The following is a 25325-nucleotide window of genomic DNA, read 5'->3' as shown; positions in this document are numbered from 1 at the left end:
GAATGAAAAGGGCATCCGCAAACTGGACCATCAGCTTCTGCCTCGCGGCGGGGCTGGCCCTTTTCGTTCGAAATCCGGCAGATGCAGCGGATAGTCCAAAGCGGGTTGTTTCCATCAATGTATGTACCGATCAGCTCGCAATTCTGTTGGCCAGGGAAGGGCAGCTACAATCGGTTTCCTATCTATCGCAGGACCCGGAATTGTCCGTCATGGCGGCGAAAGCCCGGCAGTTGCCGGCCAACCATGCGCAGGCAGAAGAAGTTTTCCTGATGAAGCCCGACCTTGTGCTGGCGGGAACATTCTCCTCGAGAGCGACGGTTGGACTATTGCGGAGGCTCGGCGTACGGGTGGAAGAGTTCGCGCCCGCCCGCTCGTTCAGCGATATAGAAGATCATCTGCGTCGCATGGGCGAGTTGCTCGGAAGACAGGCGGAAGCCAGCCGGGAAATCGATAAGATGAAAGCTGCTTTAGCGGCAATCCAGCAGCCTGTCCGTCGCAAGACGGTCGCGCTTTATTACGCCAACAGTTACACATCCGGTCGGGGCACGCTGGTCGATGAAGCAGTTCGCCTTGCCGGACTTGATAATCTGGCCGACCAGGCAGGCGTCAGTGGCTCTGCGCCGCTATCACTGGAAAAACTGGTGCTCGAAAAGCCGGATATTCTGGTGCGCAGTTCCAGAGAACGCGCGCCTGCGCTGGCTTTCGAGAATTTCGAACACCCGGCCTTGCGGGCGCTCGAGAGACAGGCGAGGGCGGTGACGATAGCAGACAATCTGACCGTGTGCGGTGGACCATTCAGCGTGGAAGCCGTGGCAGAACTCGCGGAGGCCGCGCGTGACTGAGTGTAACCGCTTCTATCTTCTGCTGGTCGGGCTGGCCCTGCTCGTGGCTTTGCTTTTCGTTGTTTCGCTGCTGACGGGACCTGCGGCAATCAGCATCCCCGACAGCCTCAAGGCACTTTTCGGCGATGACAGCGAAATGATCGTGCTAGTGATGCGCGAAATCCGTCTGCCCCGGGCATTGCTCGCGCTCCTTATCGGAGCTTCGCTTGGGCTGTCTGGCGCTGCCTTGCAGGGCTATCTGCGCAACCCGCTCGCGGAACCGGGTTTGCTGGGAGTGAGCGCATCGGCGTCGTTCGGAGCGGTTATTGCTATCTATAGCGGCCTGTCGCTTCTGTTTCCGCTGGCCTTGCCGCTGCTTGCGCTGGCGGGGGCTTTTGTGTCGGTGTTTCTCGTCAAGCTTCTGGCGGGGCGGAATGCCGGCACGCTCGCCGTCATTCTGGCAGGTGTCGCGGTGACGAGCCTTGCCGGAGCATTGACGGCGCTGGCGCTCAACCTGTCACCCAATCCATTTGCGGCAATGGAAATCGTGTTCTGGATGCTCGGATCGCTGGCAGACAGATCAATGACCCATGTCGGTCTTGCCGCACCATTTATTCTGGTTGGCTGGACGATGCTTCTGGCACTCGGGCGGTCTCTCGACAGCCTGACATTAGGGGTCGACGCTGCGGCCACGATGGGCGTCAATCTGGCTCGTGTGCAGCTTTTTGCCGTGCTGGGTACCGCGGCCTGCGTCGGTGCTTCCACTGCGGTTGCAGGGGCAATCGGTTTCGTAGGACTGGTGGTCCCTCATCTCTTGCGTCCCCTTGTGGGTTCGCGTCCATCGCGATTACTGGTCGCAAGCGGTTTCGGTGGCGCTGGCCTTTTGCTGGCGGCTGACATATTGGTGCGCATCGTCATGCCGGGGCGTGAGCTGAAACTGGGCGTCCTCACCGCAATCATCGGTGCGCCGTTCTTCCTGTGGCTGGTTTTCAAATATCGGAGGCGGCTCGTATGACATCGCTTTCGGCAAAAAATCTTTCCGTTACGCTCGGCGGAAAAGCTGCGCTCAACGATGCAAGTTTCGCTATTCGCGACGGTGAATTCATCGGGTTGATCGGACCCAATGGCGCCGGAAAGACGACGTTGTTGCGCGCTATCCTGGGGCTTGTTGCGTCCCGAGGAGAGATTTCGCTTGATGGGGACGACTTGCGCCGAATGACGGCTTCGGAAAAAGCGCAAAAGCTTGCCTATCTGCCCCAGGAGCGTGATGTGGCGTGGCCGATATCAGTGGAGATGCTTGTTTCCTTGGGCCGTTCTGCGTTGAAACCGGTCTTTGCGAGCATGAATGCGCAGGACAAGGCGCTTGTCGATAGTGCAATGCAGCGTATGGACGTTGCCCAATTCCGAGACAGGCCCGCAATGGAGCTTTCCGGCGGCGAGCGGGCGCGGGTACTGATTGCGCGTGTGCTGGCGCAGGATACGCCGATGATACTCGCTGACGAGCCGGTGGCAGGCCTCGACCCTTCTCATCAACTGGGGTTGATGGAGAGTTTTTCTGAACTTGCGCGGGAGGGGAGAACGGTTGTTGCCTCATTGCATGAGTTGAGCCTTGCGGCACAGCATTGCACGCGCCTGCTTGTGGTGGACAAGGGGGAAATCGTTGCGGACGGGGCGCCAACGGAGGTCCTCACGCCGCAACTATTGCAAGACGTCTATGGCATAGATGCGAAAATACTGACAGTCGACGGAGAGTTCATCGTTCATCCTGCTTCACGTACAGGCTAGACATTTTTCCATTGGCGGTCACGGGACGAGGCGTAGATCGTTTCTACAGCCTTCTGCACTTCATAACCCTCACGAAAATCGGCGTGACCGTTCCTCTGTCCAGCGGTGGCAAGCAGGAAGTCGCGGACCTCGATTGTCTTGAGATCATTGAAGCCGATCTGGTGACCGCCCGCGACGCAAAAGGCTCCATAGGGTTCGTGCTCAGGTCCTGCGAATATCTTGCGGAAGCCCTGTTGCCCTTTTTTGTCGGAAAAGAGAAACAGGTCGAGCTCGTTGAAGCGTTCCTGCGAAAAGCATAACGAACCTTTCGATCCGGAAATCTCGAAATCATGCTGCATCTTGCGACCGCTGGCGATCCAGCTTGCTTCGAGCGTTCCGGTCGCTCCGTTTTCAAAACGCAGGAAAGCACGCGAAACGTCGTCCACTTCCACGGGTTTCATCCGTGAAGGGTTCAAACTATCCGGACGCTCGCTGATGACTGTCACGGCGTCTCCCATGACGGCTGTGATCGGTCCAACGAGATAGCGCGCAGCAGCGATGATATGACTGCCGATGTCGGCCAGTGCTCCGCCTCCGCCCGCCGGATCAAGCCTCCAGGTCCAGGGGATACGGGCGTCGGCCATGAAGTCCTCAGCGTGAATGCCGCGAAAATTGCGGATTTCGCCCAGTTCTCCGCTTTCGATGATTTCCCTTGCCAGCTTTATCATCGGGTTTTTGAGGTAGTTGAATCCGACTGCGGTCTGAACACCTTTCCGTTCAGCGGCGAGCGCCATTTCGAGGCACTCGGCTGCGGTGGGGGCAAGCGGCTTTTCGCAATAGACGTGTTTGCCTGCTTCAATGGCGGCGAGCGCCATTTCCCTGTGAAAACGGTTTGGCGTAGTGATGTCGATGAGATCGACATCCGGGTTTGAGATCAGTGTACGCCAATCGCCGGTGGCATTTGCAAAGCCCAGTTGTTTTGCGGCTTTTGTCGCTATTTCCGCATTCACATCGGCCAATGTGTGAAGCCGCACTTCAATCGGCAAGTCGAACACCCGGTTGACGTTTGCGAGTGCAAGGGCGTGCGTCTTGCCCATGAAACCGGACCCGATCAAACCGACCGTCAGAAGCTCAGTTCTACCAGTCATGGCATTCCTCCCGAAACGATGGTCGAGGTGTTTGGCGCTGCGCAACTCCTTTGCGAAATAAGCATATCGTCGGCAGCTTATGCGATTGACATCAGCTACCAGAAATGGAATTATAATTCCACGATAATTTGTTATGAATGTTTCATTCTATTGAATAAACCCAACCTCTGCATGAGTTGCCGGACAAACGCTTGGAGGAGCGCCGGGATGCCGCAGACGAAGGTAAAGCGTTAACGCAAACCGGCGGGGAGCGCCGGACAAGGGAGGAGTGAACATGCAATCTCTATTGAAGTCGGCCGTAGCCGGGGTGGCCTTGTTGGCTGCTTCTGTCGCAGCCCAGGCAGCTGATATTAATATCGTCGTGGTCAGCCATGGTCAGGCATCCGACCCGTTCTGGTCTGTCGTGAAGAATGGCGTTGCGGAAGCGGCAAAGGATACGGGTGTGAAGGTCGATTACCGCGCACCGGAAACCTTTGACATGGTGCAGATGGCGCAGCTTATCGATGCTGCGATCAATCAGAAACCACAAGGTATCGTGGTTTCCATTCCAGATGCGGATGCGCTTGGACCGTCGATTCAACGTGCTGTCGCAGCCGGTATTCCCGTCATTTCCATGAATTCCGGGTCCGATGCTTCGAAGAAGCTCGGCGCTCTGCTGCATGTCGGTCAGGATGAATTCGATGCCGGTAAGGTTGCCGGTGAAGCATTGAAGAATGCTGGCGGAAAGAAAGGCATTTGCGTCAATCAGGAAGTCGGAAACGTCTCGCTCGATCAGCGTTGTGCAGGCTTCAAAGAGGGCTTTGGTGAGGTGACGGTTCTGCCTACGTCGACAGATCCTGCAGAAAACGAAGCCAAGGTTCGTGCGGCTTTGGCATCCGATGCTGCCGTCGACACGATCCTGACCCTCAATGCGACACTCGCGGGTGAACCAGCTGTGAAGGCTGCTGCAGAGAGCGGTCGCAGCGGTATCCACGTTGCGACGTTCGATATGTCGGCTGGCTTTCTGGAAGCCGTCGAAAAGGGACAGGCGGATTTCGCCATCGATCAGCAGCAGTTCCTGCAAGGCTATCTGCCGGTATCGTTTCTCGCGCTTAACGCGAAGTACGGCTTGATGCCGGGTGGTAATGTTCCATCGGGTCCGAACCTGATCACCAAGGACAAAGCCAAGCAGGTCGTTGAACTTTCGGCCAAGGGCATCCGTTAACCTCGTTTCGACGATCAAACATCAAGCCCGCCCATGACAATGGGCGGGAATGGGTTTCTGCGCCCGGAATGTATCAGGAGAAGATCATGAGTGAGCCACTTCCCCATCAAAAGGCCGGAACGGCACCGCTGTCGAAGGATGAGCGTTTGCAATCGGCCAGCCCGTTGCAGCGGCTCCTGAGCCGGCCGGAATTGGGGGCGGTGTCTGGTCTGATCCTTATAACGATCTTTTTCGTTTCTGTTGCCAACCCTGCGATGTTCACGGCAGCCGGTATCATGAACTTCATGGCGCCTGCTTCGCAGCTTGGCATTCTGGCCGTCGCCGCGGCGCTTCTTATGATCGGCGGCGAGTTCGATCTCTCCATCGGCTCGATGGTCGCCTTTGCTGGCCTGATCTTCGCCGCTGCCCTCGTCGTGTGGCAGGTACCACTCGCCGTCGCCATCATCGTCACCCTGCTTTTTGCGGCTTTCGTGGGCGTGGTGAATGCCCAGATAGTTATCCGGACGGGCCTGCCATCCTTTATCGTAACGCTCGCTTTCCTCTTCATTCTGCGTGGTTTGTCGTTGGTTGGGCTGAAATGGGCCACGGGCGGAGCCACCCAATTGCGGGGTGTGAAGGAAGCCGTTGCGGGCAGTTATCTTGCAGGACTCTTTTCCGGCGATGCCTTTCAGGGAGTTTTTGCCTGGATGGCTGAAAACGACCTGATCGCCAAATTCCCCAATGGGGAGCCGTCGGTAAGAGGCGTCCCTGTCGAAGTTCTCTGGTTCATCGCCATTGCGCTTATCGCGACCTATGTGCTGGTGCGCACCCGCTTCGGCAACTGGATTTTCGCGGCAGGCGGTGATGCACTTGCCGCCCGCAATTCCGGTGTTCCCGTGCGCCGTGTCAAGACGACACTCTTCATGTGCACGGCAATGGCTGCAGCACTGGTGGCTATCCTTACCGTTCTGGATGCTGGCTCAACCGACGCGCGCCGCGGCTTCCAGAAGGAATTCGAGGCGATTATTGCCGCGGTGATTGGGGGCTGTCTGCTGACCGGCGGTTATGGCTCTGCGATAGGCGCATTCTTCGGTGCGATCATATTCGGGATGGTGTTGATCGGGTTGACCTATACCCAGATCGATCAGGACTGGTATCTGGTCTTTCTCGGCGGAATGCTATTGATCGCGGTGCTCTTCAACAATTTCATTCGCAAGCGTGCGACCGGCGAGCGCTGAGGAGGTTTGCCATGACGACGCCCATCATCGAAGTCCGCAATCTCGTTAAACATTTCGGCCCAGTCATCGCATTGAACGGCGTCTCGTTAAGCGTCGAACCGGGGCAGGTGCACTGTCTGCTTGGTGACAATGGCGCTGGTAAATCGACCCTGATCAAAACGCTGTCCGGCGTGCATAAGCCGACGAGCGGCGACTTTCTGGTTGAGGGGAAGCCTGTCTTCTTCAACAGTCCGCGTGATGCGCTCGATCATGGCATCGCGACCGTCTATCAGGATCTAGCTATGATCCCGTTGATGTCCGTCATGCGCAATTTCTTTCTTGGGCGCGAACCGACAAAGGGCGTCGGACCTTTCCGCTGGTTCGATGCACAACAGGCCGAAGAGGTAACACGCGAGGAAATGCGCAAGATCGGGATTGACGTTCGTGATCCACAGCAGGCTGTGGGAACGCTTTCCGGCGGCGAGCGCCAGTGTGTGGCCATTGCCCGCGCCGTCTATTTCGGGGCGAAGGTGCTCATCCTTGATGAACCTACCTCGGCGCTGGGCGTGCGCCAGACAGCGATGGTTCTCAAATACATCAATCTGGTGCGCTCGCGGGGGCTGGGCGTCATCTTCATCACCCACAATGTTCGTCATGCCCATGCGGTCGGCGACAAGTTCACGGTTCTCAATCGCGGCGTAACGCTTGGAACGCGAACCAAGAACGATGTGGACATGGACGAACTGCAAAGCCTGATGGCGGGTGGGCAGGAGCTTGCCGATCTGACTGCCGAACTGGGCGGCAGGGTTTGATGGGTTTTCGGAGTGTAGAATGAACGGACAATTCAGCGGTAAAGTTGCTGTCATAACGGGAAGCACCCAAGGGCTGGGAGCAGCAACGGCCAAACTGTTTGCTGAAAGAGGCGCGAAAGGTCTCTTGATATGCGGGCGTTCGGCTGAGAAGGGGCGGGCACAGGTCGATCAGTTGAAAAAAGCGGGAACAGAAGCCGTTTTCGTTCAGGCCGATCTTGAGAAGGTGGAAGACTGCCGCAAGATCATCTCGGAAGCTGATCGTGTGTTTGGACGACTCGATGTCCTCGTAAACGCTGCTGGTCTCACGGATCGGGGCACCATTCTGGATACCGACCCCGAACTGTTCGACCGTTTGTTTGCGGTGAATATGCGAGCGCCGTTCTTCCTCATTCAGGAAGCGATAAAGCTGTTCCGACGCGACAAGGTTGAGGGAACCATCGTCAATATTTCTTCGATGTCCTCCATGGGCGGCCAGCCATTCATTGCGGCTTACTGTGCCTCCAAGGGGGCGCTCGACACGCTGACCCGCAACGTGGCCTATTCGGTGCTTCGCAACCGCATTCGCATCAATAGCCTGAATATTGGCTGGATGGCATCGGACGGCGAGGATCGCATCCAGCGCGAATTTCACAATGCGCCGGCGAACTGGCTCGATGAAGCGGCCCGGAGCCAGCCTTTCGGAAGGCTGATCGATCCGGCCGAAGTTGCCCGTGCGATAGCTTTCCTGGCCTCGGAAGAATCCGGATTGATGACCGGCGCCAACGTGAATTTCGATCAATCCGTCTGGGGCGCGTATGGTGCATCTCCGCATCCAGATCAGCCGCTTTAGCGGCTGACAGTATCCGTATGTTCGTATGAGGGGTTGGAGCCTGGTTCGGCAACTGAAGTGGTTTGATAGATATTTCCATCGAGATTGCGAATATTTGTATGTTGCTTTGTTCGAGTATTGCTTGAGCAAAGCATAAAATATTGTGAGAAAATTTTATATCCCTTCTTGCGCTTGCAATTTCAGGTAGTTAGAGCATCTGCCTGCCTGACCGATTCAGGCTGTGTGTTTCAAGCAGTTGTTTCAGCCGTATTAACGCAATGTCAAAGCCTCCCTTCGACTGCGAATTCGCTCTAGACAATAAGCTGGCACAGACACCGTTTTAATTTGCGCTGAAAGGACCAGCATCGTGGAGCAGGCAAAGAACGGAACCCGCAAGGGTGGGCGCAAGGCGCTGTGGGCGGCTGTTGCGATAATCGCTATCGCCGCCGCCGGTTTGACCGGATACAAATTCACACTTGAGAAGACCATTACATCGCAGCTTGAAAAGCGTGGCGGCAAGGCATCTTCCGTCGAAGCGGATTTTCTCGGACGTATCCACCTGCGCGACGTGACGTTGCCGCTGAAGGATGGCTCTGACGTTCGTATTGCTTCGGTCGATGGTCGCCCGAAGTTCCTGTTCCTCACGGGGATGCTGAATGCGTCGGGCATCGATACAGAGATCGGCAACTACAAGATTTCCATTCCAAGCGTGGCGATCGAAGACGCCAATTTCGATAGCGCCATGCTGAAGGACACTTTCGGCAATAGCGGTCTCACGCTGCCGGAGCGCGTTGGCCGTTTCTCGGCAAAGCGCCTCACCGCGCAGGAAATCAAGGTCGTCCAGACGGTTGCGAATAACGAACAGAACGTTGTCTACAAGGACGTTGCGCTGGAAGATATCAACCTCGGCAAGGTTGCTCACTATACCGCTGGCAGCACAGATTTCGACTTTACGGTCGAAGTTCCAGACGAAGACGGCGAAAAAGTCACGGAAAAAATGACCGGTACCATCGGTGCCGCAGAAGGCAAGGACATAGATGGTGTCTTCCTTGCTCGCCTTTATACCGAGAAGGCAGGTCCGGACGACAAGGAGGCCAAGCCGGTCTACGGTCCGTTCTCGGCGAAAAACATCGTCATGAAGACGAAGGATGTGACTTTCAGCTACGATGAAGTTCGCAGCAACGGCTTTTCAGCTCGTATGCCTGCCGTACCATTCACCGAAACTTTGCAAAAGCTGCAAGCTCTCGAAAAGATGGACGAACCTTCCCCGGCAGAAACGCGTGAGCTTATTCTCCAGCTGACTTCCCTATTCGAGACGATCGGCAAGGGTGATGTCGAGCTGATCGGCATGAAGATCGAGCCTACCGACGCCTCGAAGGGCAAGGGCGGCATCGAACGCATTGCGGTCGCTTTCGACAATCAGAAGATGGACGCGACCATCAAGGGTTTCGGGTTTGCGGAAGGCCCGAATTACATGAAGATGGAAGAAGCTTCCTTGCAGGGCTTCTCCTGGGCGACATCAATCGAAGCGTTGAAAAAGTTTGCGGCGCTAAGCGACGATCAGATTGAGAACTTCCCTTATACGACCATGCTCCCGGAATTCGGCACGCTTCGGATTGTGGGAATCGACGCAGACCTGCCATACGACGAATCTGAAGATGTAGATGCAGGCGAAGAAAACGCGGACGATGCGGATCAGGCTGCAACGGAAGAAACGTCGGTTCCTTCGCTGCCGGAACGCATTCAGTTTGCCATGAAGAGCTACGAAGTCTCTCTCAACAAGCCTTACAACGGCATTCCGACCGACGTGCGCGTGGCTTACGAAGATATGTCGCTCAAAGTCCCGGCACAGGGCGATGACGAATTCTACCAGCAGCTTCGCAAACTTGGTTATGACCGTCTCACCATGTCCTCAAATTTCGAGGCCAACTGGGATGAAGCAAACCAGAATTTGATCATCAAGGACATCTCGGTCAGCGGTAAGGATATGGGGTCCGTGTCCATGTCGGGCTTGATGGGGGGCTTCACCAAGGAGTTCTTCTCGGGTGACAAGGTGATGACACAGGTCGCTTTGCTTGGGCTCAAGGCCAAGCAGGTAAACCTCAAAATCCAGGAAAAGGGTATCATCGCGAAGGGCATCAAAATGTATGCCCAAGAAAATAATTTGACCGAAGACGAAGTGCGCAGCACTGTGTCTCTGATAGCTGCAGCCGCTCTACAGGAACTGGCAGCGGATCAGCCGCAGTTACAGGATGTTGCGGCGGCGTTTTCTACCTTCCTTGCTAAGCCGAATATTTTCGAGCTTGCCGTCAAGGCGAAAGCCGATAAGGGCATTGGCGCCCTTGAAATGGTAGCTGCATCGCAGGATCCGCTCACTTTGCTCGACAAGGTCGATATCGAAGCCAAGACGGAATAATCGGCTATTCAATCGACATAAGCGAAACGCCGGCCTTTGGCCGGCGTTCTTGTAATCAGAGCTTCACCAAAACATTACACAAGGGTCATGCCCTTGAAATACAAGGGTCCTAGTAAGCCTCGGAAATAACGAGGCCAACATGACCAGAAAAAATGTCCTGCTTATCGTCGTTGATCAATGGCGAGCAGATTTTATCCCTCACCTGATGCGGGCGGAGGGGCGCGAACCTTTCCTTAAAACTCCCAATCTTGATCGTCTTTGCCGGGAAGGCTTGACCTTCCGCAATCATGTCACGACGTGCGTGCCGTGTGGTCCGGCAAGGGCAAGCCTGCTGACGGGCCTCTACCTGATGAACCACCGGGCGGTGCAGAACACTGTTCCGCTTGACCAGCGCCATCTAAACCTTGGCAAGGCCCTGCGCGCCATTGGCTACGATCCCGCGCTCATTGGTTACACCACCACGACACCTGATCCGCGCACAACCTCTGCAAGGGATCCGCGTTTCACGGTCCTGGGCGACATCATGGACGGCTTTCGTTCGGTCGGCGCATTCGAGCCCAATATGGAGGGGTATTTTGGCTGGGTGGCGCAGAACGGCTTCGAACTGCCAGAGAACCGCGAAGATATCTGGCTGCCGGAAGGTGAACATTCCGTTCCCGGTGCTACCGACAAACCGTCGCGCATTCCGAAGGAATTTTCGGATTCGACATTCTTCACGGAGCGCGCCCTGACATATCTGAAGGGCAGGGACGGCAAGCCTTTCTTCCTGCATCTTGGCTATTATCGCCCGCATCCGCCTTTCGTAGCCTCCGCGCCCTACCATGCGATGTACAAAGCCGAAGATATGCCTGCGCCTATACGTGCGGAGAATCCGGATGCCGAAGCGGCACAGCATCCGCTCATGAAGCACTATATCGACCACATCAGACGCGGCTCGTTCTTCCATGGCGCGGAAGGCTCGGGAGCAACGCTTGATGAAGGCGAAATTCGCCAGATGCGCGCTACATATTGCGGACTGATCACCGAGATCGACGATTGTCTGGGGAGGGTCTTTGCCTATCTCGATGAAACCGGTCAGTGGGACGACACGCTGATTATCTTCACGAGCGATCATGGCGAACAACTGGGCGATCATCACCTGCTCGGCAAGATCGGTTACAATGCCGAAAGCTTCCGTATTCCCTTGGTCATAAAGGATGCGGGACAGAACCGGCACGCCGGCCAGATCGAAGAAGGCTTCTCCGAAAGCATCGACGTCATGCCGACCATCCTCGAATGGCTGGGCGGGGAAACGCCTCGCGCCTGCGACGGCCGTTCGCTGTTGCCGTTTCTGGCTGAGGGAAAGCCCTCCGACTGGCGCACGGAACTACATTACGAGTTCGATTTTCGCGATGTCTTCTACGATCAGCCGCAGAACTCGGTCCAGCTTTCCCAGGATGATTGCAGCCTCTGTGTGATCGAGGACGAAAACTACAAGTACGTGCATTTTGCCGCCCTGCCGCCGCTGTTCTTCGATCTGAAGGCAGACCCGCATGAATTCAGCAATCTGGCTGGCGATCCTGCTTATGCGGCCCTCGTTCGTGACTATGCCCAGAAGGCATTGTCGTGGCGACTGTCTCATGCCGACCGGACACTCACCCATTACAGATCCAGCCCGCAAGGGCTGACAACGCGCAACCATTGATCTCAGGAGCAACCAATGATCAATCTGACCCGACGCGGGATGCTTGGACTTTCAGCCGGTGCCGCGGGTTCGCTCATCCTGCCGCGCTTTGCCATCGCACAGGCCGACAATCGCCCATCGATCACCATAGCCGTGCAAAAGGTGGCGAACAGCAATACGCTCGATGTCCTTCGCGAACAATCGAACGTCGGCGAACGCGTCTTCTTCTCCAGCATCTGGGAAGCGCTAATCGACCGTGACTGGCTGGGCGGGCTTTCTGCCGTGCCGGGCCTTGCGACCGAATGGACCCGCATTGACGACAAGACCGTCGAATTGAAACTCCGTCAGGGCGTGAAGTTCCACAATGGCGACGAGATGACCGCCGAAGACGTTGCCTTTACCTTCGGCAAGGAACGCATGTTCGGCGACACGCAGCCAGCCGAAGGCAAGACGATTTACGTCACGGAAAAGAATCCGCTGGGTCGCGAAAGCAAGGAACTGCCGCTGGAAGTTCCCGCGACTGCTCGCCGTTCATGGCCGGCCCTGCTGGGTGTGGAAGTGGTCGACAAATATACGGTGCGTTTCAAGAACGGTACGCCGGACGTCACCATGGAAGGCCGCATCTCGCGTTACGGCAGCCAGATCATGAGCCGTCGCGGTTGGGAGGAATCCCCAAGCTATCTCGATTGGGCGCGCAAGCCGATCACCACCGGCCCCTACAAGGTTGTCGAGTTCAAGCCAGACAACATGCTGGTGCTCGAAGCTCATGACGAATATTGGGGCGGACGTCCGCCGCTGAAGCAGATCCGTTTCATCGAAGTGCCGGAAGTAGCCTCCCGCATCAATGGTCTGCTCTCGGGTGAGTATCAGTTTGCTTGCGACATTCCGCCGGACCAGATCGAGGGCATCGAAAAGAACGACGCTTTCGAGGTCCAAGGCGGTACGATCCTTAACCATCGTCTGACCGTTTTCGACAAGTTCCATCCGCAGCTTGAAAATCCGCTGGTGCGTCGCGCATTCACCCACGCGATCGATCGTCAGGCGATCGTGGATTCGCTGTGGGCTGGCCGCACGGTCGTTCCGGCAGGGCTTCAGTGGGATTATTATGGCGATATGTTCGTCCAAGGCTGGAATGTTCCGGAATATAACCCTGATCTCGCCAAGCAGCTTCTGAAAGAGGCCGGTTACAAGGGTGATGCAATCCCTTACCGCCTGCTAAACAATTACTACACCAACCAGACCCCGACCGCGCAGATCCTTGTGGAGATGTGGAATCAGGTGGGCCTGAACGTCGAAATCCAGATGAAGGAAAACTGGCAGCAAATCCTGGAAAAAAGCCCGGGACGCGCAGTGCGAGACTGGTCCAATTCTGCGCCGTTCAACGATCCTGTTTCTTCCATCGTCAGCCAGCACGGCCCGAACGGCCAGCAGCAGCAGGTCGGCGAATGGACGAATGAGGAAGCAAACAAGCTTTCCGTCATTCTGGAAACAAGCACGGATCACGCGAAGCGCAAGGAAGCGTTCAAGCGGATGCTGGAAATCTGCGAACGTGAAGACCCAGCCTACACGGTCCTCCATCAGAACGCGACGTTCACGGCCAAGCCGAAGTCATTGAAGTGGAAGGCGGCACCTGCTTTCGCGATGGACTTCCGCAAGAACAATTGGGCTTGAACCATTTGTAGTAGCGAGCCCGGTCTGACCGGGCTCGCTTGTCCTTCGGGGCTTCCCGCCCCGCGAATGTGAATGAACCAGAAGGATTGCATGATGCCGCTGGTCGAAATTTCCAATCTCCACGTAGCCTTTGACGGCGTGCCGGTTCTGCATGGTATCGACCTCTCGATTGAGCGTGGCGAAGCTGTGGGGCTTGTCGGGGAATCCGGCTGCGGCAAGTCTGTAACCTGGCTGGCAGCGCTCGGTCTCCTTCCGAAGAAGGCGTCAATCTCCGGCAGTGTTCTCCTCGAAGGAACGGAATTGCTGACCGCTTCCCACAGCACGCTCGAAAATGTTCGCGGCGGCCGCGTCGCAATGATCTTTCAGGACCCCTCGAGTTCCTTGAACCCGGTTATCCGGGTGGGGCGACAGATAGAGGAAGCCGTGCGGCTGCATCGCGGCCTGAGAGGAACTGCGGCCCGGGCAGAGGCGTTGCGATTGATGGAGCTTGTTGGAATTCCCGATGCTCGCCGACGTATTGATAATTATCCGCACGAATTTTCGGGTGGCCAGAACCAGCGTTTGATGATCGCCATGGCGCTCGCGGGCAACCCCGACATCCTTATCGCTGATGAGCCGACGACCGCCCTCGATGCGACGATCCAGGCTCAAATTCTCGATCTGCTGGCTGCCCTGCGCGCGGAAACCGGCATGGCTCTGGTGTTTATCAGCCACGATCTTGGCGCTGTTTCGCAAATCTGCGAACGGGTTTCCGTCATGTATGCGGGACGTATTGTCGAGCAGGCCCGGACCGAAGCGCTCTTCGCTACGCCCCGTCATCCTTATACGCATGGCCTGTTTGATTCCATTCCGAGCCTTGACGGCGGGCGTAATCGTCTGATCCCCATCGAAGGCACGGTTCCCGAACCCGGCAAGCTTCCGCAAGGTTGTGCATTCTCGCCACGCTGCCTGAGCGCGAGCGACCTCTGCGCGCGAAGTCTTCCAAGGCTTGGAGTTCCGCAGGACGACGCCGGTGAGGGGCGCATGGTCGCCTGTTTTCATCCCTATCCGGCAGTGTCGTCTTCACTGCCATCAATGCGCGGTCGTGTTTCAACGCAAGCGAGTACAAAGGCGATAGCACAATGACAGCCGCTCTCATCGAAGCCCGCGACCTTGTCAAAACCTATACGTCACGCAAAGGGCTGTTCGCGCAACCAGTTGCAGTTCGCGCTGTAGATGGGCTTTCCCTGTCGGTAGCTCCCGCGACGACACTCGGAATAGTTGGCGAATCCGGCTCGGGCAAATCCACAACTGGACGCCTGCTTCTCGGTCTGGAAGATCCCAGCGAAGGGGAAGTCACCTTTGAGGGCTCAGCTCTGCCGCGGCAAAAGACGGCGAGCTGGCGCGCTTTACGCGCGCGTATGCAACTCATTTATCAGGACCCTCTTGCTGCTCTGGACCGGCGGTTGCCTGTTGGCCGTCAGATAGCCGAGCCGCTGGAAATCCACGCCATTGGGACTCCGGATGAGCAGAAAGCCTGTGTCGCCGAATTGATGCGAGCGGTGGGGCTTCGTCCCGATCAGGCTTCACGCTACCCGCACGAGCTTTCCGGCGGGCAGCGTCAGCGTGTCGTCATCGCGCGGGCCATCGCGTCCAGACCGCAACTCATTGTCTGCGATGAACCAGTATCAGCGCTGGATGTTTCTATTCAGGCGCAGGTCGTAAACCTTCTGCGGGATTTGCAGGAACGCGAGGGCATTGCGATGGTTTTCATCAGCCATGATCTGAAAGTGGTGCGCAATATATCGGATCGTGTCGCGGTCATGTATCTGGGCCGTATCGTCGAAGAAGCTTCCTCTGACGAAGTTTTTGCCAAGCCGCTTCACCCCTATACGCAGGCACTCGTGTCGAGTGTTCCTGTCGCGGGAACGCCGCTCAGCGATCGCATCATTCTGCAGGGTGAGCCGCCTAATCCTGCGGCGCGGCCCAGTGGCTGTGCCTTTCATCCCCGCTGCCGTTTTGCCGCTCCACGCTGCAGCAGCGAGGTACCTGAACTCCTCGACATGCCAGCGGGACGTAAAGTGGCTTGCCATTTTGCCGGAACCCCGCAGACGGACAATATTCATGCTTAGATTTCTGATGGTTCGCGGATTCCGTGCATTTGTGACCATTCTTCTGGTGGTGACATTTGCCTTTGTGGTGTTGCGCATGTCTGGTGATCCAGCCCAGATCATCATGGGACCGGACGCTCCGCCGGAAGCCATAGCTGCATTCCGGAAGAACTGGGGTCTCGACGATCCCCTCTGGCAGCAATATTTGCGCTATTTCGGAGCCATCGCGCGTGGCGACCTTGGAATATCGATGCGCGACGGTCAGTCTGCGATCACGCTTGTGGCGGAGCGCATCCCTGCCACCCTTCAGCTTACGATACCGGCGTTGCTGATCAAGCTTGGGCTTGGCATTCCCGCGGGAATTTATGCGGCGCTGCACCGCAACAGCTTCATTGACCGGGCCGTGATGGCAACGGCTGTCATTGGCTTCACGTTACCGAGTTTCGTACTCGGCCTGCTGCTCGTGCTCGTGTTCTCGGTATCGCTTGGATGGTTGCCTTCGGGCGGACAGGATAGCTGGATGCACGCCATTCTCCCTATCATCACGATGGGACTTGGCGGTGCGGCTATTCTGGCGCGTTTTTCCCGCAGCGCGATGATCGAGATTCTCGGGCAGCCATATATTCGCACGGCGAGCGCCAAAGGTGTGTCCTGGCGCAATGTCGTCTGGCGGCACGCGCTGCCTAATGCGGCTATTCCGATTGTCACGATCGTGGGGTTTATGGTCGGATCACTGATTGCAGGCGCTGTGGTGGTAGAGTCGCTCTTTTCCTGGCCAGGAGTGGGCAGATTGCTGGTGGTTTCGGTAGCTAATCGCGACCTCGCAATCGTGCAATGCATCCTGCTTCTCGTGGCCGCGACGATGGTGATCTCCAATTTCGTGGTCGATCTTCTCTATGGTTATCTCGATCCGCGTCTGCGTCAGGCGCAGGGCAAGGCGTGAGGCTGAACCGATGACGGATATGATTGCCAATGCCGCCGCTGTTTCCACGCAACTGAAAAAGAACCGCAGGCGCATTCCACTGATGGTCATCATCGGATTTGTCTGGATTGCGGCGATGATCCTGATTGCGGTCACCGCAGATTGGATAAGACCGTACAACATCACAGCCTTCGACCTGAAAAATCGCCTCGCGCTGCCCGGGAACGCACAGCACTGGCTGGGAACCGATGAGCTCGGTCGCGACGTGCTTTCGCGCCTTATCGAGTCCATCCGCATTTCGCTGCTCATCGCGTTTGGCGCGACGATCATTTCCGCAGTGTTCGGGACAACGCTCGGTTTCCTTGCGGCCTATTTTCGGGGGGCCGTCGAACAGGTTGTGGTCATGCTGGCTGATTTTCAGGCAGCGCTGCCATTCCTCATTCTGTCGCTGGCCGTGCTTGCATTCTTCGGAAGCTCGCTCCTGCTGCTGACCTGCCTGATGGGCTTCTACGGTTGGGAGCGTTATGCCCGTATAGCACGTGGACTGGCCGTTTCTGCCAATGCGCAAGGCTACGCTGCGGCGGTTACGCAGCTTGGCGCTACGCCGTCACGCGTTTATCTCAAGCATATTCTCCCGAATATCGCTTCGACGCTGATCGTCTCGATGACGCTGACCTTCCCGGAGATCATTCTGCTTGAAAGCAGTCTGTCATTCCTTGGTCTCGGCGTGCAGCCGCCAATGACCAGCCTCGGCAATATGGTCGGTTATGGTCGCGAGTATCTTACCCGCGCGCCGTGGATCATGCTCGCGCCGTCATTTGTGATCATGTTCACTACGCTGTCGATCAGTTTTGTGGGCGATTGGCTGCGTGACAAGCTGGACCCGACAACCCGATAGGGCCGCACCTCCGCCAGCACTTGGACCTTGCGATTCTGAAAGCGAGTTGTTTAGTGTGACCTGTTCGAATTTTTATGGGAACTGACTCCTTATGTTGAAGAATATCAATCCATTGCTGACGGGCTCGCTGCTGGAAGTCCTCGCAGATATGGGGCATGGCGACGATCTGGTGATTGTGGATGCCAATTATCCGGCGCAGTCTTCCGGCGTGCACGTGCTCGATTTTCCGGGAATCACGGCGACGGATATGGCTGAGGCCGTGCTGTCGCTGCTGCCTCTAGACGATTTTGTCGACAAGCCAGCGGCTGTCATGCAGGCACCCAATGAAACGCCGGCGATTTTCAAGGAGTTTGAAACCGTCATTGAAAAGGCCGAAGGGCGTAAAATTACCGTCGATCCAATGGAGAGATTTGCTTTCTATCACCGTGCCCGTGACGCTTTCGCGATCATTCGGACGGGCGAAAAGAGGCTCTACGGAAATATCATCTTCAAGAAGGGCGTCATCCGCTCGTGAACCTGTCGCTGATATCTGTCGAAAAAAGCCCGGGCATTGAGCCCGGGCTTTTGTTTGGATTTATTCCTGCGGCTTTTCTGCCTGGCCCTTCATCGGGCCTTTGTGCTCTCCGCCCTTATGGTGCTCCATGCGATGGGGACCCTTATGATGAGAACCTCTGGCGTGGTGCATCTTCGCTGCGCGCATTTCGCTGCGATCAATCTTGCCGTCCTCGTTCCGATCCAGTGCAGCGAATTCCTTCTTGCGCTGGTTCTCAATTTCCGCAAGCGTGACCTTGCCGTCGCCGTTGATATCGAGACGACGCTCCATGCGGTCAGCCGCACGGCTCACAATGCGCTTTTGTGCCAGCGCTTCGATTTCGGTTCGCGAGAGTACGCCGTCGCCATCCGTGTCGGCTGCCTGGAGATCGTCCAGGCGTGAGAATTTGTCGAGATCAACGGGGCCGTGTCTGCCCTTCATGTCACTGTTTTGTGCAGCGGTCGTCTCTGTCGCCGGTTTATCAGTATTTGAATTGCTTTTTTCTTGTGCCAATGCGGGTAGGGAAAGCAAAGACGTTGCAATTACAGCGATAAGTGCGGTCTTGGATTTCATGGCTATTTAACTCCATTACTCTTTTACAGGGGCGCCGCTAAATGGCGTGCGAGTAATGTCTGTCATTTTAGATGAACCCCATATGAATGGGCGAATTAATTATCGGTAATGTATCAGGGGAGCAATAGAGCGGCCCACGAGAACATTCTTAAAGGTGCGGGGAATCCCGAAGCATCGAAGCGTATGCTCCATAGGAAGAGTCTGGGTTTGTCCAGTCACTCAAGACAATTTATCAGCGGAAGCGTTTGTTTTCTGAAGAGAAAATGGTGGGTGATGTAGGGATCGAACCTACGACCCGCTGATTAAGAGTCAGCTGCTCTACCAACTGAGCTAATCACCCACTCGCTTTGCCGAGGCAGCGGCCCCGGTGAAGTGAGCGGTTCTATAACGGCCTCTTTTCCACCTGTCCAGCCTCCAACTGCAAATTTTCTGAAAAAAATGACAGCTGGCGCAAAAAGCCCGGAAATGCGGGATTTTTAAATACCCGATTTTGCACGTTACCAGTGTCTCTTTGAAATATGCTTACTATGGTTGTGGATTTTCAGCGCGTGTTTGAGAATCAAAAAAGAGAAATTCTTGATTTGATTCATTTTTTTCCATTGTGGCGTTGTATGGAGAGCTGGCCGACTCCATATTCGGCGTTGCCGGTACAATATGTGCGGCGGGAGGTTGATCGGGGAGTAGGGCTACGCTGCAAATGTCGCAGCCATGTCATCAATTATTGATGCTTGTCTGAGAAGCTACGGCATATAAAAGACTTGATCGGTTGGTAGTCGTCCTGGACAGGAGGCACCCGTACCGCCCAAAGTTATGAGAGCAAGGCGATTCATGCACCGGAGTTGCCCTTGCCGAATAAAGGAACGGTTCATATCGTTTCGGAATCCGGTTCGCGGTATTTGAGGACGGAATGGAAAGCATAATAGGCGATCTCGGACAGTTTATTTCCGATCATCGGGCATGGGCTGGGCCTATCGTGGGCATCATCGCCTTTGGCGAATCTCTCGCCATCATAGGAATGTTCATTCCGGCCACACCGATCATGATCGCTATCGGCGGCCTTGTGGGCGCCGGAATCATCGAACCCATTCCCGTCATCATCGGCGCGATCATCGGTGCGGTGATTGGCGATATCATCTCCTATTTCCTTGGCTGGTGGCTGGGCCGTAACATCATCCACAAGTGGCCCCTCAACAAGCACCGGAGCGGCGTGGCGCGTGCGCGCCTTCTTTTCCGCCGTTATGGTTTTTTGGCAGTGTTTCTGGGGCGCTTCTTCGGCCCCATCCGCTGCACCGTGCCAATGGTGGCAGGTATGATGTCGATGGACCAGACGCGCTTTCAGACCGCCAATATCCTCTCAGCGCTGGTGTGGGCTCCGGTGATGTTCCTTCCGGGCTGGCTGGCTGGCCGCGGCGCCGGCGTTTTCGCCAGGATGGACGGGGATCACATGTTCTGGTTCGTAATCGGGATCACCATCGCCACGATTATCGTGACCGTCATTGGTGTCCGGTTTTTCAAGGCGCGTCCGCGCCGCGAACGCAAGCGTCGCGTTCATGTGTCACCGGCCGAATAGTAATCTCTTGTGCGGCTGGTTTCCGTCTGCATAATCACGAACGATATCTTCCATATGACAACCGGTATTCGCTGAGGCGCCGAGCTTCACATTGCCCGATATAAGGTTCATCGCGCTTTATGCCCGACGACAGTTCTGACGATTCGTCTTCCCGAAGTCCGGATTCCCTAGAGGGACGTTCCGGGCTTCCTGCGCGTTGCACAACTCCCGACAATCTCGCCTGCATGGGGCTGGTCCGCTCAAAGTGGTCCGGCCAGCACCTGTTTGCAGCGTTAGTTCTATTCACTGTTTCTGCTGAACTTTAAAGGAGCCGACATATCATGGACTGGTCCATGGACTGGATTGCCGACCCCAATGCCTGGATAGGTTTGGTGACATTGGTTGTACTCGAGATTGTTCTCGGTATCGACAATCTCGTTTTCATCGCCATTCTCGCCGACAAACTGCCGCCGCATCAACGCAATCGTGCACGGTTGATCGGCCTCAGTCTGGCGCTTTTGATGCGCCTTGTACTGCTTGCCTCCATTTCATGGATCGTTGCCCTGCGTGAGCCTTTGGTCACGTTGATGGAAATATCCTTCTCGGGACGCGATATCATCATGCTGATTGGCGGTCTCTTCCTGCTTGCAAAAGGCACGATGGAGCTTCACGAGCGTCTGGAAGGGGCACATGGACCCAAAAATTCCAAGGTCGTGCATGCCGTGTTCTGGCAGGTGATCGTTCAGATTGTCGTGCTGGATGCTGTGTTCTCGCTGGATAGCGTCATTACCGCAGTGGGCATGGTTCAGCACCTGCCGGTCATGATGATTGCCGTCGTAGTCGCCATCGGCGTCATGATGCTTGCTTCCAAGCCGCTGATGGACTTTGTCAACAAGCATCCCACGGTTGTCATCCTCTGTCTTGGCTTCCTGATGATGATCGGTTTCAGCCTGATCGTGGAAGGTTTCGGCTACCATATTCCAAAGGGCTATCTCTATGCAGCGATCGGCTTCTCCGTACTGATCGAAGCAGCCAACCAGATGGCGCGACACAATCGCGAGAAGCTGGTCACCACCAATGATCTGCGAGAACGCACGGCAGGCGCGGTCTTGCGTCTGCTCGGGGGCGGGCGCGGTGAAAACCCGCTCTCCGATACGGTTGACGTAATTGCTCAGCAGACGGCGGCCAGCGATGTCTTTCTTCCGGAAGAAAAGGAGATGATCCGCGGTGTGCTGGATCTGGCTGATCGGCCTGTACGCTCCATCATGTCGCCGCGCAATGAGATCGAATGGCTCGACCTTGATGAAGACGAGGCGGAACTTGACGCAGCTATTCGCAAGTTGACGCATTCGCGCGTCGTCGTTGCGCGCCGTCAGGTGGATGAATTCGTCGGTGTGGCTCTGGTCAGGGACCTTCTGCTGGATATAGGTGACAAGAAACCCATAGACTGGGATAAAACCGTGAAGCAGCCGCTGGTCGTGCATGAGAATGCTAACGTGCTCCGCGTCATGGAGCAATTGCGCAACTCTCCTGTTCAGATCGCGGTGGTGGTGGACGAGCATGGCTCATTCGAAGGCGTTGTGACGCCGACCGATGTTCTTGAGGCTATCGCTGGCGAGTTTCCGGATGAAGACGAAGAAGCGGCTGTCGCTCAGTCGGACGGAAAGGGCGGCTATCTCGTTGACGGTTTCACCGATATTCGTCGCTTGAGCGGGCTCTTGGAACGCGATCTGGTGGACGAGGTTGATCGCTATACGACGCTCGCGGGCTATGTCCTCTGGCATCTGGGACACTTGCCCCTGGGAGGAGAGAGCTTCGCCGCTGACGGGCTGGAGTTCAAGATCGAGTCGATGAATGGCCGTCATATCGGCAAGGTCCGCATTACCGCGCCCGTCGATTACGAGGTGTGATTGGAACAGATTTGCGGGCCAAACGGTTTGGCTCGCAAATTATTTCACGATGTTAACTCCCATAAAATAAGTAGGTTATTGACAAATTCCCGGAAGCCTACAAAATTAACCTGTCGTTCATTGTTGCGGCGAAAGCGCGACAATATCTGAGCGTGAGGTGATGAGGAGGCTTGGCATGAAGCGAATAGTTCAACTGGTCGCTACTAAAATGAAGAATGCGTTCTTGCGTATTCCGACCTTTCTTGAGCAGCCATGGCGCGAAATGAAGCTGAATGCCGAGGAAATTGCAGCCCGCCGCCGCAGTCGGGTCGAGCGTGGCGAGCATAATTTTCTCTGGTGCTGGCAGCATCGCGGTTTCTGGTAAATCCGCGCAAGCGCGTAAAGTTTTGAAGGCAGGAGAGGGAAGGCTCCTGCCTTTTGCATTGCATTTTATGGTTTTGCCCCAGGTGAGAATTATTTTCTCATGCCAGCAAATGGATTGGGTGCAGGTTCCATGAATGACTATGAAAGTAGTTTATATATTTAAATCAATTATTTAGATTGATTTTGTCTCTTCTCTCGTTAGATTTGTTTTCCGAAAACAATCCAGTTTATAGCGCTTCTCGCAAACGGCGCGGTGGGGATGGGTCTAATGAGAAAAATTATTCTATATGCGGCGGTCGCCCTCGGTTTGGGCTCCGCCCCGCTTCATGCGCAGGAGCCAAAGGAAATCCTCAACGTTTCCTATGACATCGCGCGGGAACTCTACGAACAAGTCAACAAGGCCTTCATCGCCGACTGGAAGACCAAGACCGGTGAAGATCTGACCGTCAACCAGTCCCATGCCGGCTCGTCGAAGCAGGCGCGTTCGATTCTGGAAGGGCTCGAAGCTGACGTCGTGACCTTCAATCAGGTAACCGACGTGCAGGTCCTCCATGACAAGGGCAATCTGATCCCGGCGGACTGGCAGAAGCGGTTGCCCAACAACTCGTCGCCCTATTATTCCTTCCCTGCGTTCCTTGTACGTGAGGGGAATCCGAAAAACATCAAGAATTGGGATGATCTGGCGCGCGACGATGTCAAGGTGATCTTCCCGAACCCCAAAACGTCGGGCAATGCGCGTTATACCTATCTTGCTGCGACCGCTTACGCGAACGAGGCGTTCAAGGGTGATCAGGCAAAGGTGCACGACTTCATTGGGAAGATTTTCAAAAACGTTCCGGTTTTCGACACGGGCGGTCGCGGGGCAACGACAACATTTGCCGAGCGTGGTATTGGCGACGTGCTGGTGACTTTCGAGGCGGAAACGCGCGGCACCGAAAAGGTGCTGGGGCCGGACAAGTACGATGTTGTCGTACCGGAAGTCAGCCTGCTGGCAGAGTTCCCGGTTACGGTCGTGGATAAGGTGGTGGACAAGCGGGGATCGCGCAAGATCGCCGAAGCTTATCTCGATTACCTCTATTCCCCGGAGGGGCAGGAAATCCTGGCCCAGAACTTCAACCGCGTGCATGACAAGGACGTCATCGCAAAGCACAAGGATATCTACCCTGATGTGCGCCTTGTAACGGTTGAGGATGCTTTCGGTGGCTGGGAGAAGGTGCAGAAGGAACATTTCGCCGAAGGCGGAGTGCTTGATCAGCTTTTCAAAGGCAAATAATAAAGCCAACTGGCGATCCCGGGCGGGGTCGCCTCGCATTTTGGAAAAATCCAGTGGCGCTTCTAAGCATGAAACGTAATTCGGTGTTGCCGGGGTTCGGGCTGACCCTCGGCTGCACCTTGCTTTATCTGGCCGTGATCGTAGCCTTGCCGCTATTAGCAATGATCCTGAAAACGGCGAGTCTCGGCTGGAGCGACTTCTGGAATATTGTGACTTCAGAGCGGGCGCTGGCAACTTACAAGATCACCTTGAGCGCCGCTGCAGTGGCGACCGTGTTCAACGGTCTGTTCGGTCTTCTGCTGGCCTGGGTACTGACGCGGTATGAATTCCCAGGCAAACGTTTGATCGACGCCGCTGTCGATCTTCCTTTCGCGCTGCCAACTGCCATTGCGGGTCTGGCGCTGGTAACACTGTTTGCCCAGAACGGCTGGTTCGGACGGTTTCTTGAACCGATCGGCATAAAGGTCGCTTACGCACCGCTTGGCATCATGATCGCGATGTTCTTCACCAGCATCCCGTTCGTCATCCGCACGGTTCAGCCGGTCCTGGAGGATATGAGTGCCGATGTGGAAGAGGCCGCACGCAGCCTTGGTGCCAGTTCGTGGCAGACATTCTCCCACATTATCTGGCCGACGATCTTTCCCGCTTTCCTTGCAGGCTCGTCGCTTTCCTTTGCGCGCAGCCTTGGCGAATTTGGCTCAATTGTCTTCATCTCCGGCAATCTGCCCTTCGAAACCGAAGTCACATCACTCCTCGTTTTCATCCGGTTGGATGAGTATGATTATCCAGCCGCGGCTGCGCTTGCATTCGTGATGCTTGTCACGGCTTTTGTCATGCTTCTCGTGACCAATCTCATTCAGGCAAGGCAGCTTCGTTATGCAGAACGCTAGCGCAAGCATGCACGCGCGAAATTCAGGGCCAATGCGCAGCCTGTTGATCTGGCTCGCGGCCCTGTTGTCGGTCATCTGTATCGGGGCGCCGCTCGCCGTCATCTTCTCCTATGCCTTCAGCAAGGGAGTCGATGTCTTTTTCAGCGAGATATTGATGCCGGATACATTGCATGCGGTGTGGTTGACCATTCTGACGGCAATTGTGGTCGTGCCGATCAATATGGCTTTTGGCGTCTGTGTTGCATGGCTGGTAACCAAGTTTCGGTTCCCGGGGCGGCGGTTGCTCATTACTTTCGTCGAAATACCGTTTTCCGTGTCACCTATCGTGGCCGGTGTGACATATCTCTTCCTCTATGGATCGCAGGGTTTGCTGGGGCCGTTGCTGGAGTCCTATGACATCAAGATCATGTTCACGGTCCCGGCGATTTTTCTTGTCAGCCTCTTCGTGACTTCGCCTTTTGTGGCACGTGAGCTGATCCCGCTTATGGAAGTGCAGGGGAGCGATGAAGAAGAAGCGGCCCTGACACTGGGGGCCAACGCCTGGCAGACCTTTTTCTATGTCACCTTGCCCAATATCAGATGGGCGTTGCTTTATGGCGCGGTGCTTTGCAATGCACGTGTGATGGGGGAGTTTGGGGCAACGTCGGTTGTTTCGGGCGCAATTCGCGGCAAAACCAATACGCTGCCCCTGCAGGTAGAGCTGCTGTTCAATGACTATAATGTCGCCGGTGCTTTCGCCGCAGCCTCGACGCTGGCATTGATCGCACTTGTGACGCTTGTCTTGAAGATACTGCTTGAGCGAAGGCAAGGTGCCTGAAATGA

The 25325-nt window shown here is 55.9% G+C and carries 23 protein-coding genes and 1 tRNA gene; 21 read left to right on the top strand and 3 right to left on the bottom strand.

Features of this window, described 5'->3' with window-relative positions; translation table 11 throughout:
• The first annotated feature begins 2 nt into the window (after positions 1 to 2).
• From ABWW28_RS11645 to ABWW28_RS11635, 3 genes are read left to right on the top strand one after another with little or no spacing between them, the layout of a single operon-like run.
• Positions 3 to 842 carry an ABC transporter substrate-binding protein gene (locus tag ABWW28_RS11645; RefSeq protein ID WP_021586670.1) on the top strand — a complete coding sequence of 280 codons (840 nt, stop codon included), beginning with the start codon at positions 3 to 5 and terminating at the stop codon, positions 840 to 842.
• A complete protein-coding gene (locus tag ABWW28_RS11640; RefSeq protein ID WP_021586671.1) occupies positions 835 to 1836 on the top strand; it encodes a FecCD family ABC transporter permease in 1002 nt (333 codons plus the stop codon). The genes ABWW28_RS11645 and ABWW28_RS11640 overlap by 8 nt, the downstream gene beginning before the upstream one ends.
• On the top strand, positions 1833 to 2606 hold the full coding sequence (locus ABWW28_RS11635; protein ID WP_021586672.1) for an ABC transporter ATP-binding protein: 774 nt from the start codon (positions 1833 to 1835) through the stop codon (positions 2604 to 2606). Before ABWW28_RS11640 ends, ABWW28_RS11635 begins: the two co-directional genes overlap by 4 nt.
• Here the strand turns inward: ABWW28_RS11635 and ABWW28_RS11630 are convergent.
• Entirely contained in the window at positions 2603 to 3733 is a 1131-nt protein-coding gene (locus ABWW28_RS11630; RefSeq protein ID WP_021586673.1) for a Gfo/Idh/MocA family protein, read from the bottom strand. The two genes, ABWW28_RS11635 and ABWW28_RS11630, sit on opposite strands and share 4 nt — an antisense overlap.
• 274 nt (positions 3734 to 4007) lie before the next feature.
• On the opposite strand from ABWW28_RS11630, the gene ABWW28_RS11625 reads away from it, so the two are divergent.
• The 12 genes from ABWW28_RS11625 to ABWW28_RS11570 all read left to right on the top strand — a co-directional run bounded on the left by ABWW28_RS11625 (position 4008) and on the right by ABWW28_RS11570 (position 17927).
• Positions 4008 to 4937 (top strand): sugar ABC transporter substrate-binding protein, encoded by a 930-nt coding sequence (locus tag ABWW28_RS11625; protein WP_006471710.1) that lies wholly within the window; start codon positions 4008 to 4010, stop codon positions 4935 to 4937.
• Positions 4938 to 5023: 86 nt separating this feature from the next.
• Positions 5024 to 6154, top strand: a complete 1131-nt coding sequence (locus ABWW28_RS11620; protein WP_036592843.1) for an ABC transporter permease — start codon at positions 5024 to 5026, stop codon at positions 6152 to 6154.
• 11 nt (positions 6155 to 6165) lie between these two features.
• Positions 6166 to 6945 (top strand): ATP-binding cassette domain-containing protein, encoded by a 780-nt coding sequence (locus ABWW28_RS11615; protein ID WP_006467147.1) that lies wholly within the window; start codon positions 6166 to 6168, stop codon positions 6943 to 6945.
• Between the two features lie 19 nt (positions 6946 to 6964).
• Entirely contained in the window at positions 6965 to 7774 is an 810-nt protein-coding gene (locus ABWW28_RS11610; protein ID WP_176588179.1) for an SDR family oxidoreductase, read from the top strand.
• Positions 7775 to 8120: 346 nt separating this feature from the next.
• Positions 8121 to 10169, top strand: a complete 2049-nt coding sequence (locus ABWW28_RS11605) for an aq_1923 C-terminal domain (protein ID WP_021586677.1) — start codon at positions 8121 to 8123, stop codon at positions 10167 to 10169.
• A gap of 139 nt (positions 10170 to 10308) precedes the next feature.
• Positions 10309 to 11853 carry a phosphoric/sulfuric ester hydrolase PehA gene (gene pehA, locus ABWW28_RS11600; RefSeq protein WP_075041968.1) on the top strand — a complete coding sequence of 515 codons (1545 nt, stop codon included), beginning with the start codon at positions 10309 to 10311 and terminating at the stop codon, positions 11851 to 11853.
• A gap of 15 nt (positions 11854 to 11868) precedes the next feature.
• A complete protein-coding gene (locus ABWW28_RS11595; RefSeq protein ID WP_021586680.1) occupies positions 11869 to 13503 on the top strand; it encodes an ABC transporter substrate-binding protein in 1635 nt (544 codons plus the stop codon).
• 90 nt (positions 13504 to 13593) lie between these two features.
• Positions 13594 to 14628 (top strand): ABC transporter ATP-binding protein, encoded by a 1035-nt coding sequence (locus ABWW28_RS11590; protein WP_031346694.1) that lies wholly within the window; start codon positions 13594 to 13596, stop codon positions 14626 to 14628.
• Positions 14625 to 15614: an ABC transporter ATP-binding protein gene (locus ABWW28_RS11585; RefSeq protein WP_021586682.1), complete on the top strand. Its 990-nt coding sequence runs from the start codon at positions 14625 to 14627 to the stop codon at positions 15612 to 15614. The genes ABWW28_RS11590 and ABWW28_RS11585 overlap by 4 nt, the downstream gene beginning before the upstream one ends.
• Positions 15607 to 16536 carry an ABC transporter permease gene (locus tag ABWW28_RS11580; RefSeq protein ID WP_006471716.1) on the top strand — a complete coding sequence of 310 codons (930 nt, stop codon included), beginning with the start codon at positions 15607 to 15609 and terminating at the stop codon, positions 16534 to 16536. Before ABWW28_RS11585 ends, ABWW28_RS11580 begins: the two co-directional genes overlap by 8 nt.
• A gap of 10 nt (positions 16537 to 16546) precedes the next feature.
• A complete protein-coding gene (locus ABWW28_RS11575; protein WP_021586684.1) occupies positions 16547 to 17413 on the top strand; it encodes an ABC transporter permease in 867 nt (288 codons plus the stop codon).
• A 91-nt stretch (positions 17414 to 17504) separates the two neighbouring features.
• On the top strand, positions 17505 to 17927 hold the full coding sequence (locus ABWW28_RS11570; protein ID WP_021586685.1) for an RbsD/FucU family protein: 423 nt from the start codon (positions 17505 to 17507) through the stop codon (positions 17925 to 17927).
• A 60-nt stretch (positions 17928 to 17987) separates the two neighbouring features.
• On the opposite strand, the gene ABWW28_RS11565 is transcribed toward ABWW28_RS11570, so the two are convergent.
• Positions 17988 to 18518 (bottom strand): EF-hand domain-containing protein, encoded by a 531-nt coding sequence (locus ABWW28_RS11565; RefSeq protein WP_021586686.1) that lies wholly within the window; start codon positions 18516 to 18518, stop codon positions 17988 to 17990.
• Between the two features lie 264 nt (positions 18519 to 18782).
• Positions 18783 to 18858, bottom strand: a tRNA-Lys gene (locus tag ABWW28_RS11560).
• A 567-nt stretch (positions 18859 to 19425) separates the two neighbouring features.
• Here ABWW28_RS11560 and ABWW28_RS11555 point away from each other — a divergent pair.
• The 6 genes from ABWW28_RS11555 (at position 19426) to cysW (ending at position 25320) form a co-directional block, all read left to right on the top strand.
• A complete protein-coding gene (locus ABWW28_RS11555) occupies positions 19426 to 20088 on the top strand; it encodes a DedA family protein (protein WP_021586687.1) in 663 nt (220 codons plus the stop codon).
• A gap of 320 nt (positions 20089 to 20408) precedes the next feature.
• Positions 20409 to 21977: a TerC family protein gene (locus tag ABWW28_RS11550; protein WP_021586688.1), complete on the top strand. Its 1569-nt coding sequence runs from the start codon at positions 20409 to 20411 to the stop codon at positions 21975 to 21977.
• Between the two features lie 175 nt (positions 21978 to 22152).
• Entirely contained in the window at positions 22153 to 22341 is a 189-nt protein-coding gene (locus tag ABWW28_RS11545; RefSeq protein WP_022568359.1) for a hypothetical protein, read from the top strand.
• 267 nt (positions 22342 to 22608) lie between these two features.
• Positions 22609 to 23613, top strand: a complete 1005-nt coding sequence (locus ABWW28_RS11540; RefSeq protein WP_021586689.1) for a sulfate ABC transporter substrate-binding protein — start codon at positions 22609 to 22611, stop codon at positions 23611 to 23613.
• 68 nt (positions 23614 to 23681) lie between these two features.
• Positions 23682 to 24503 carry a sulfate ABC transporter permease subunit CysT gene (gene cysT, locus ABWW28_RS11535; protein ID WP_006471719.1) on the top strand — a complete coding sequence of 274 codons (822 nt, stop codon included), beginning with the start codon at positions 23682 to 23684 and terminating at the stop codon, positions 24501 to 24503.
• A complete protein-coding gene (cysW, locus tag ABWW28_RS11530) occupies positions 24490 to 25320 on the top strand; it encodes a sulfate ABC transporter permease subunit CysW (protein WP_176588178.1) in 831 nt (276 codons plus the stop codon). The genes cysT and cysW overlap by 14 nt, the downstream gene beginning before the upstream one ends.
• Positions 25321 to 25325: the final 5 nt, after the last annotated feature.

This window comes from Brucella sp. NBRC 14130 (assembly GCF_040371715.1).
Lineage (GTDB): Bacteria > Pseudomonadota > Alphaproteobacteria > Rhizobiales > Rhizobiaceae > Brucella > Brucella intermedia.
The sequence above is the reverse complement of the archived record's forward strand: the minus strand, read 5'-3'. Positions and strand labels throughout refer to the sequence as shown.

Bases quoted from the DNA above. Each gene is read 5' to 3' on its own strand.
- ABWW28_RS11540 (WP_021586689.1), top strand. From the start codon at position 22,609: ATGAGAAAAATTATTCTATATGCGGCGGTCGCCCTCGGTTTGGGCTCC.
- ABWW28_RS11585 (WP_021586682.1), top strand. From the start codon at position 14,625: ATGACAGCCGCTCTCATCGAAGCCCGCGACCTTGTCAAAACCTATACG.
- ABWW28_RS11645 (WP_021586670.1), top strand. From the start codon at position 3: ATGAAAAGGGCATCCGCAAACTGGACCATCAGCTTCTGCCTCGCGGCG.
- ABWW28_RS11590 (WP_031346694.1), top strand. From the start codon at position 13,594: ATGATGCCGCTGGTCGAAATTTCCAATCTCCACGTAGCCTTTGACGGC.
- ABWW28_RS11625 (WP_006471710.1), top strand. From the start codon at position 4,008: ATGCAATCTCTATTGAAGTCGGCCGTAGCCGGGGTGGCCTTGTTGGCT.
- ABWW28_RS11580 (WP_006471716.1), top strand. From the start codon at position 15,607: ATGCTTAGATTTCTGATGGTTCGCGGATTCCGTGCATTTGTGACCATT.
- ABWW28_RS11555 (WP_021586687.1), top strand. From the start codon at position 19,426: ATGGAAAGCATAATAGGCGATCTCGGACAGTTTATTTCCGATCATCGG.
- ABWW28_RS11545 (WP_022568359.1), top strand. From the start codon at position 22,153: ATGAAGCGAATAGTTCAACTGGTCGCTACTAAAATGAAGAATGCGTTC.
- ABWW28_RS11635 (WP_021586672.1), top strand. From the start codon at position 1,833: ATGACATCGCTTTCGGCAAAAAATCTTTCCGTTACGCTCGGCGGAAAA.
- cysW (WP_176588178.1), top strand. From the start codon at position 24,490: ATGCAGAACGCTAGCGCAAGCATGCACGCGCGAAATTCAGGGCCAATG.
- ABWW28_RS11595 (WP_021586680.1), top strand. From the start codon at position 11,869: ATGATCAATCTGACCCGACGCGGGATGCTTGGACTTTCAGCCGGTGCC.
- ABWW28_RS11610 (WP_176588179.1), top strand. From the start codon at position 6,965: ATGAACGGACAATTCAGCGGTAAAGTTGCTGTCATAACGGGAAGCACC.
- cysT (WP_006471719.1), top strand. From the start codon at position 23,682: ATGAAACGTAATTCGGTGTTGCCGGGGTTCGGGCTGACCCTCGGCTGC.
- ABWW28_RS11575 (WP_021586684.1), top strand. From the start codon at position 16,547: ATGACGGATATGATTGCCAATGCCGCCGCTGTTTCCACGCAACTGAAA.
- ABWW28_RS11630 (WP_021586673.1), bottom strand. From the start codon at position 3,733: ATGACTGGTAGAACTGAGCTTCTGACGGTCGGTTTGATCGGGTCCGGT.
- ABWW28_RS11615 (WP_006467147.1), top strand. From the start codon at position 6,166: ATGACGACGCCCATCATCGAAGTCCGCAATCTCGTTAAACATTTCGGC.
- ABWW28_RS11550 (WP_021586688.1), top strand. From the start codon at position 20,409: ATGGACTGGTCCATGGACTGGATTGCCGACCCCAATGCCTGGATAGGT.
- ABWW28_RS11565 (WP_021586686.1), bottom strand. From the start codon at position 18,518: ATGAAATCCAAGACCGCACTTATCGCTGTAATTGCAACGTCTTTGCTT.
- pehA (WP_075041968.1), top strand. From the start codon at position 10,309: ATGACCAGAAAAAATGTCCTGCTTATCGTCGTTGATCAATGGCGAGCA.
- ABWW28_RS11570 (WP_021586685.1), top strand. From the start codon at position 17,505: ATGTTGAAGAATATCAATCCATTGCTGACGGGCTCGCTGCTGGAAGTC.
- ABWW28_RS11620 (WP_036592843.1), top strand. From the start codon at position 5,024: ATGAGTGAGCCACTTCCCCATCAAAAGGCCGGAACGGCACCGCTGTCG.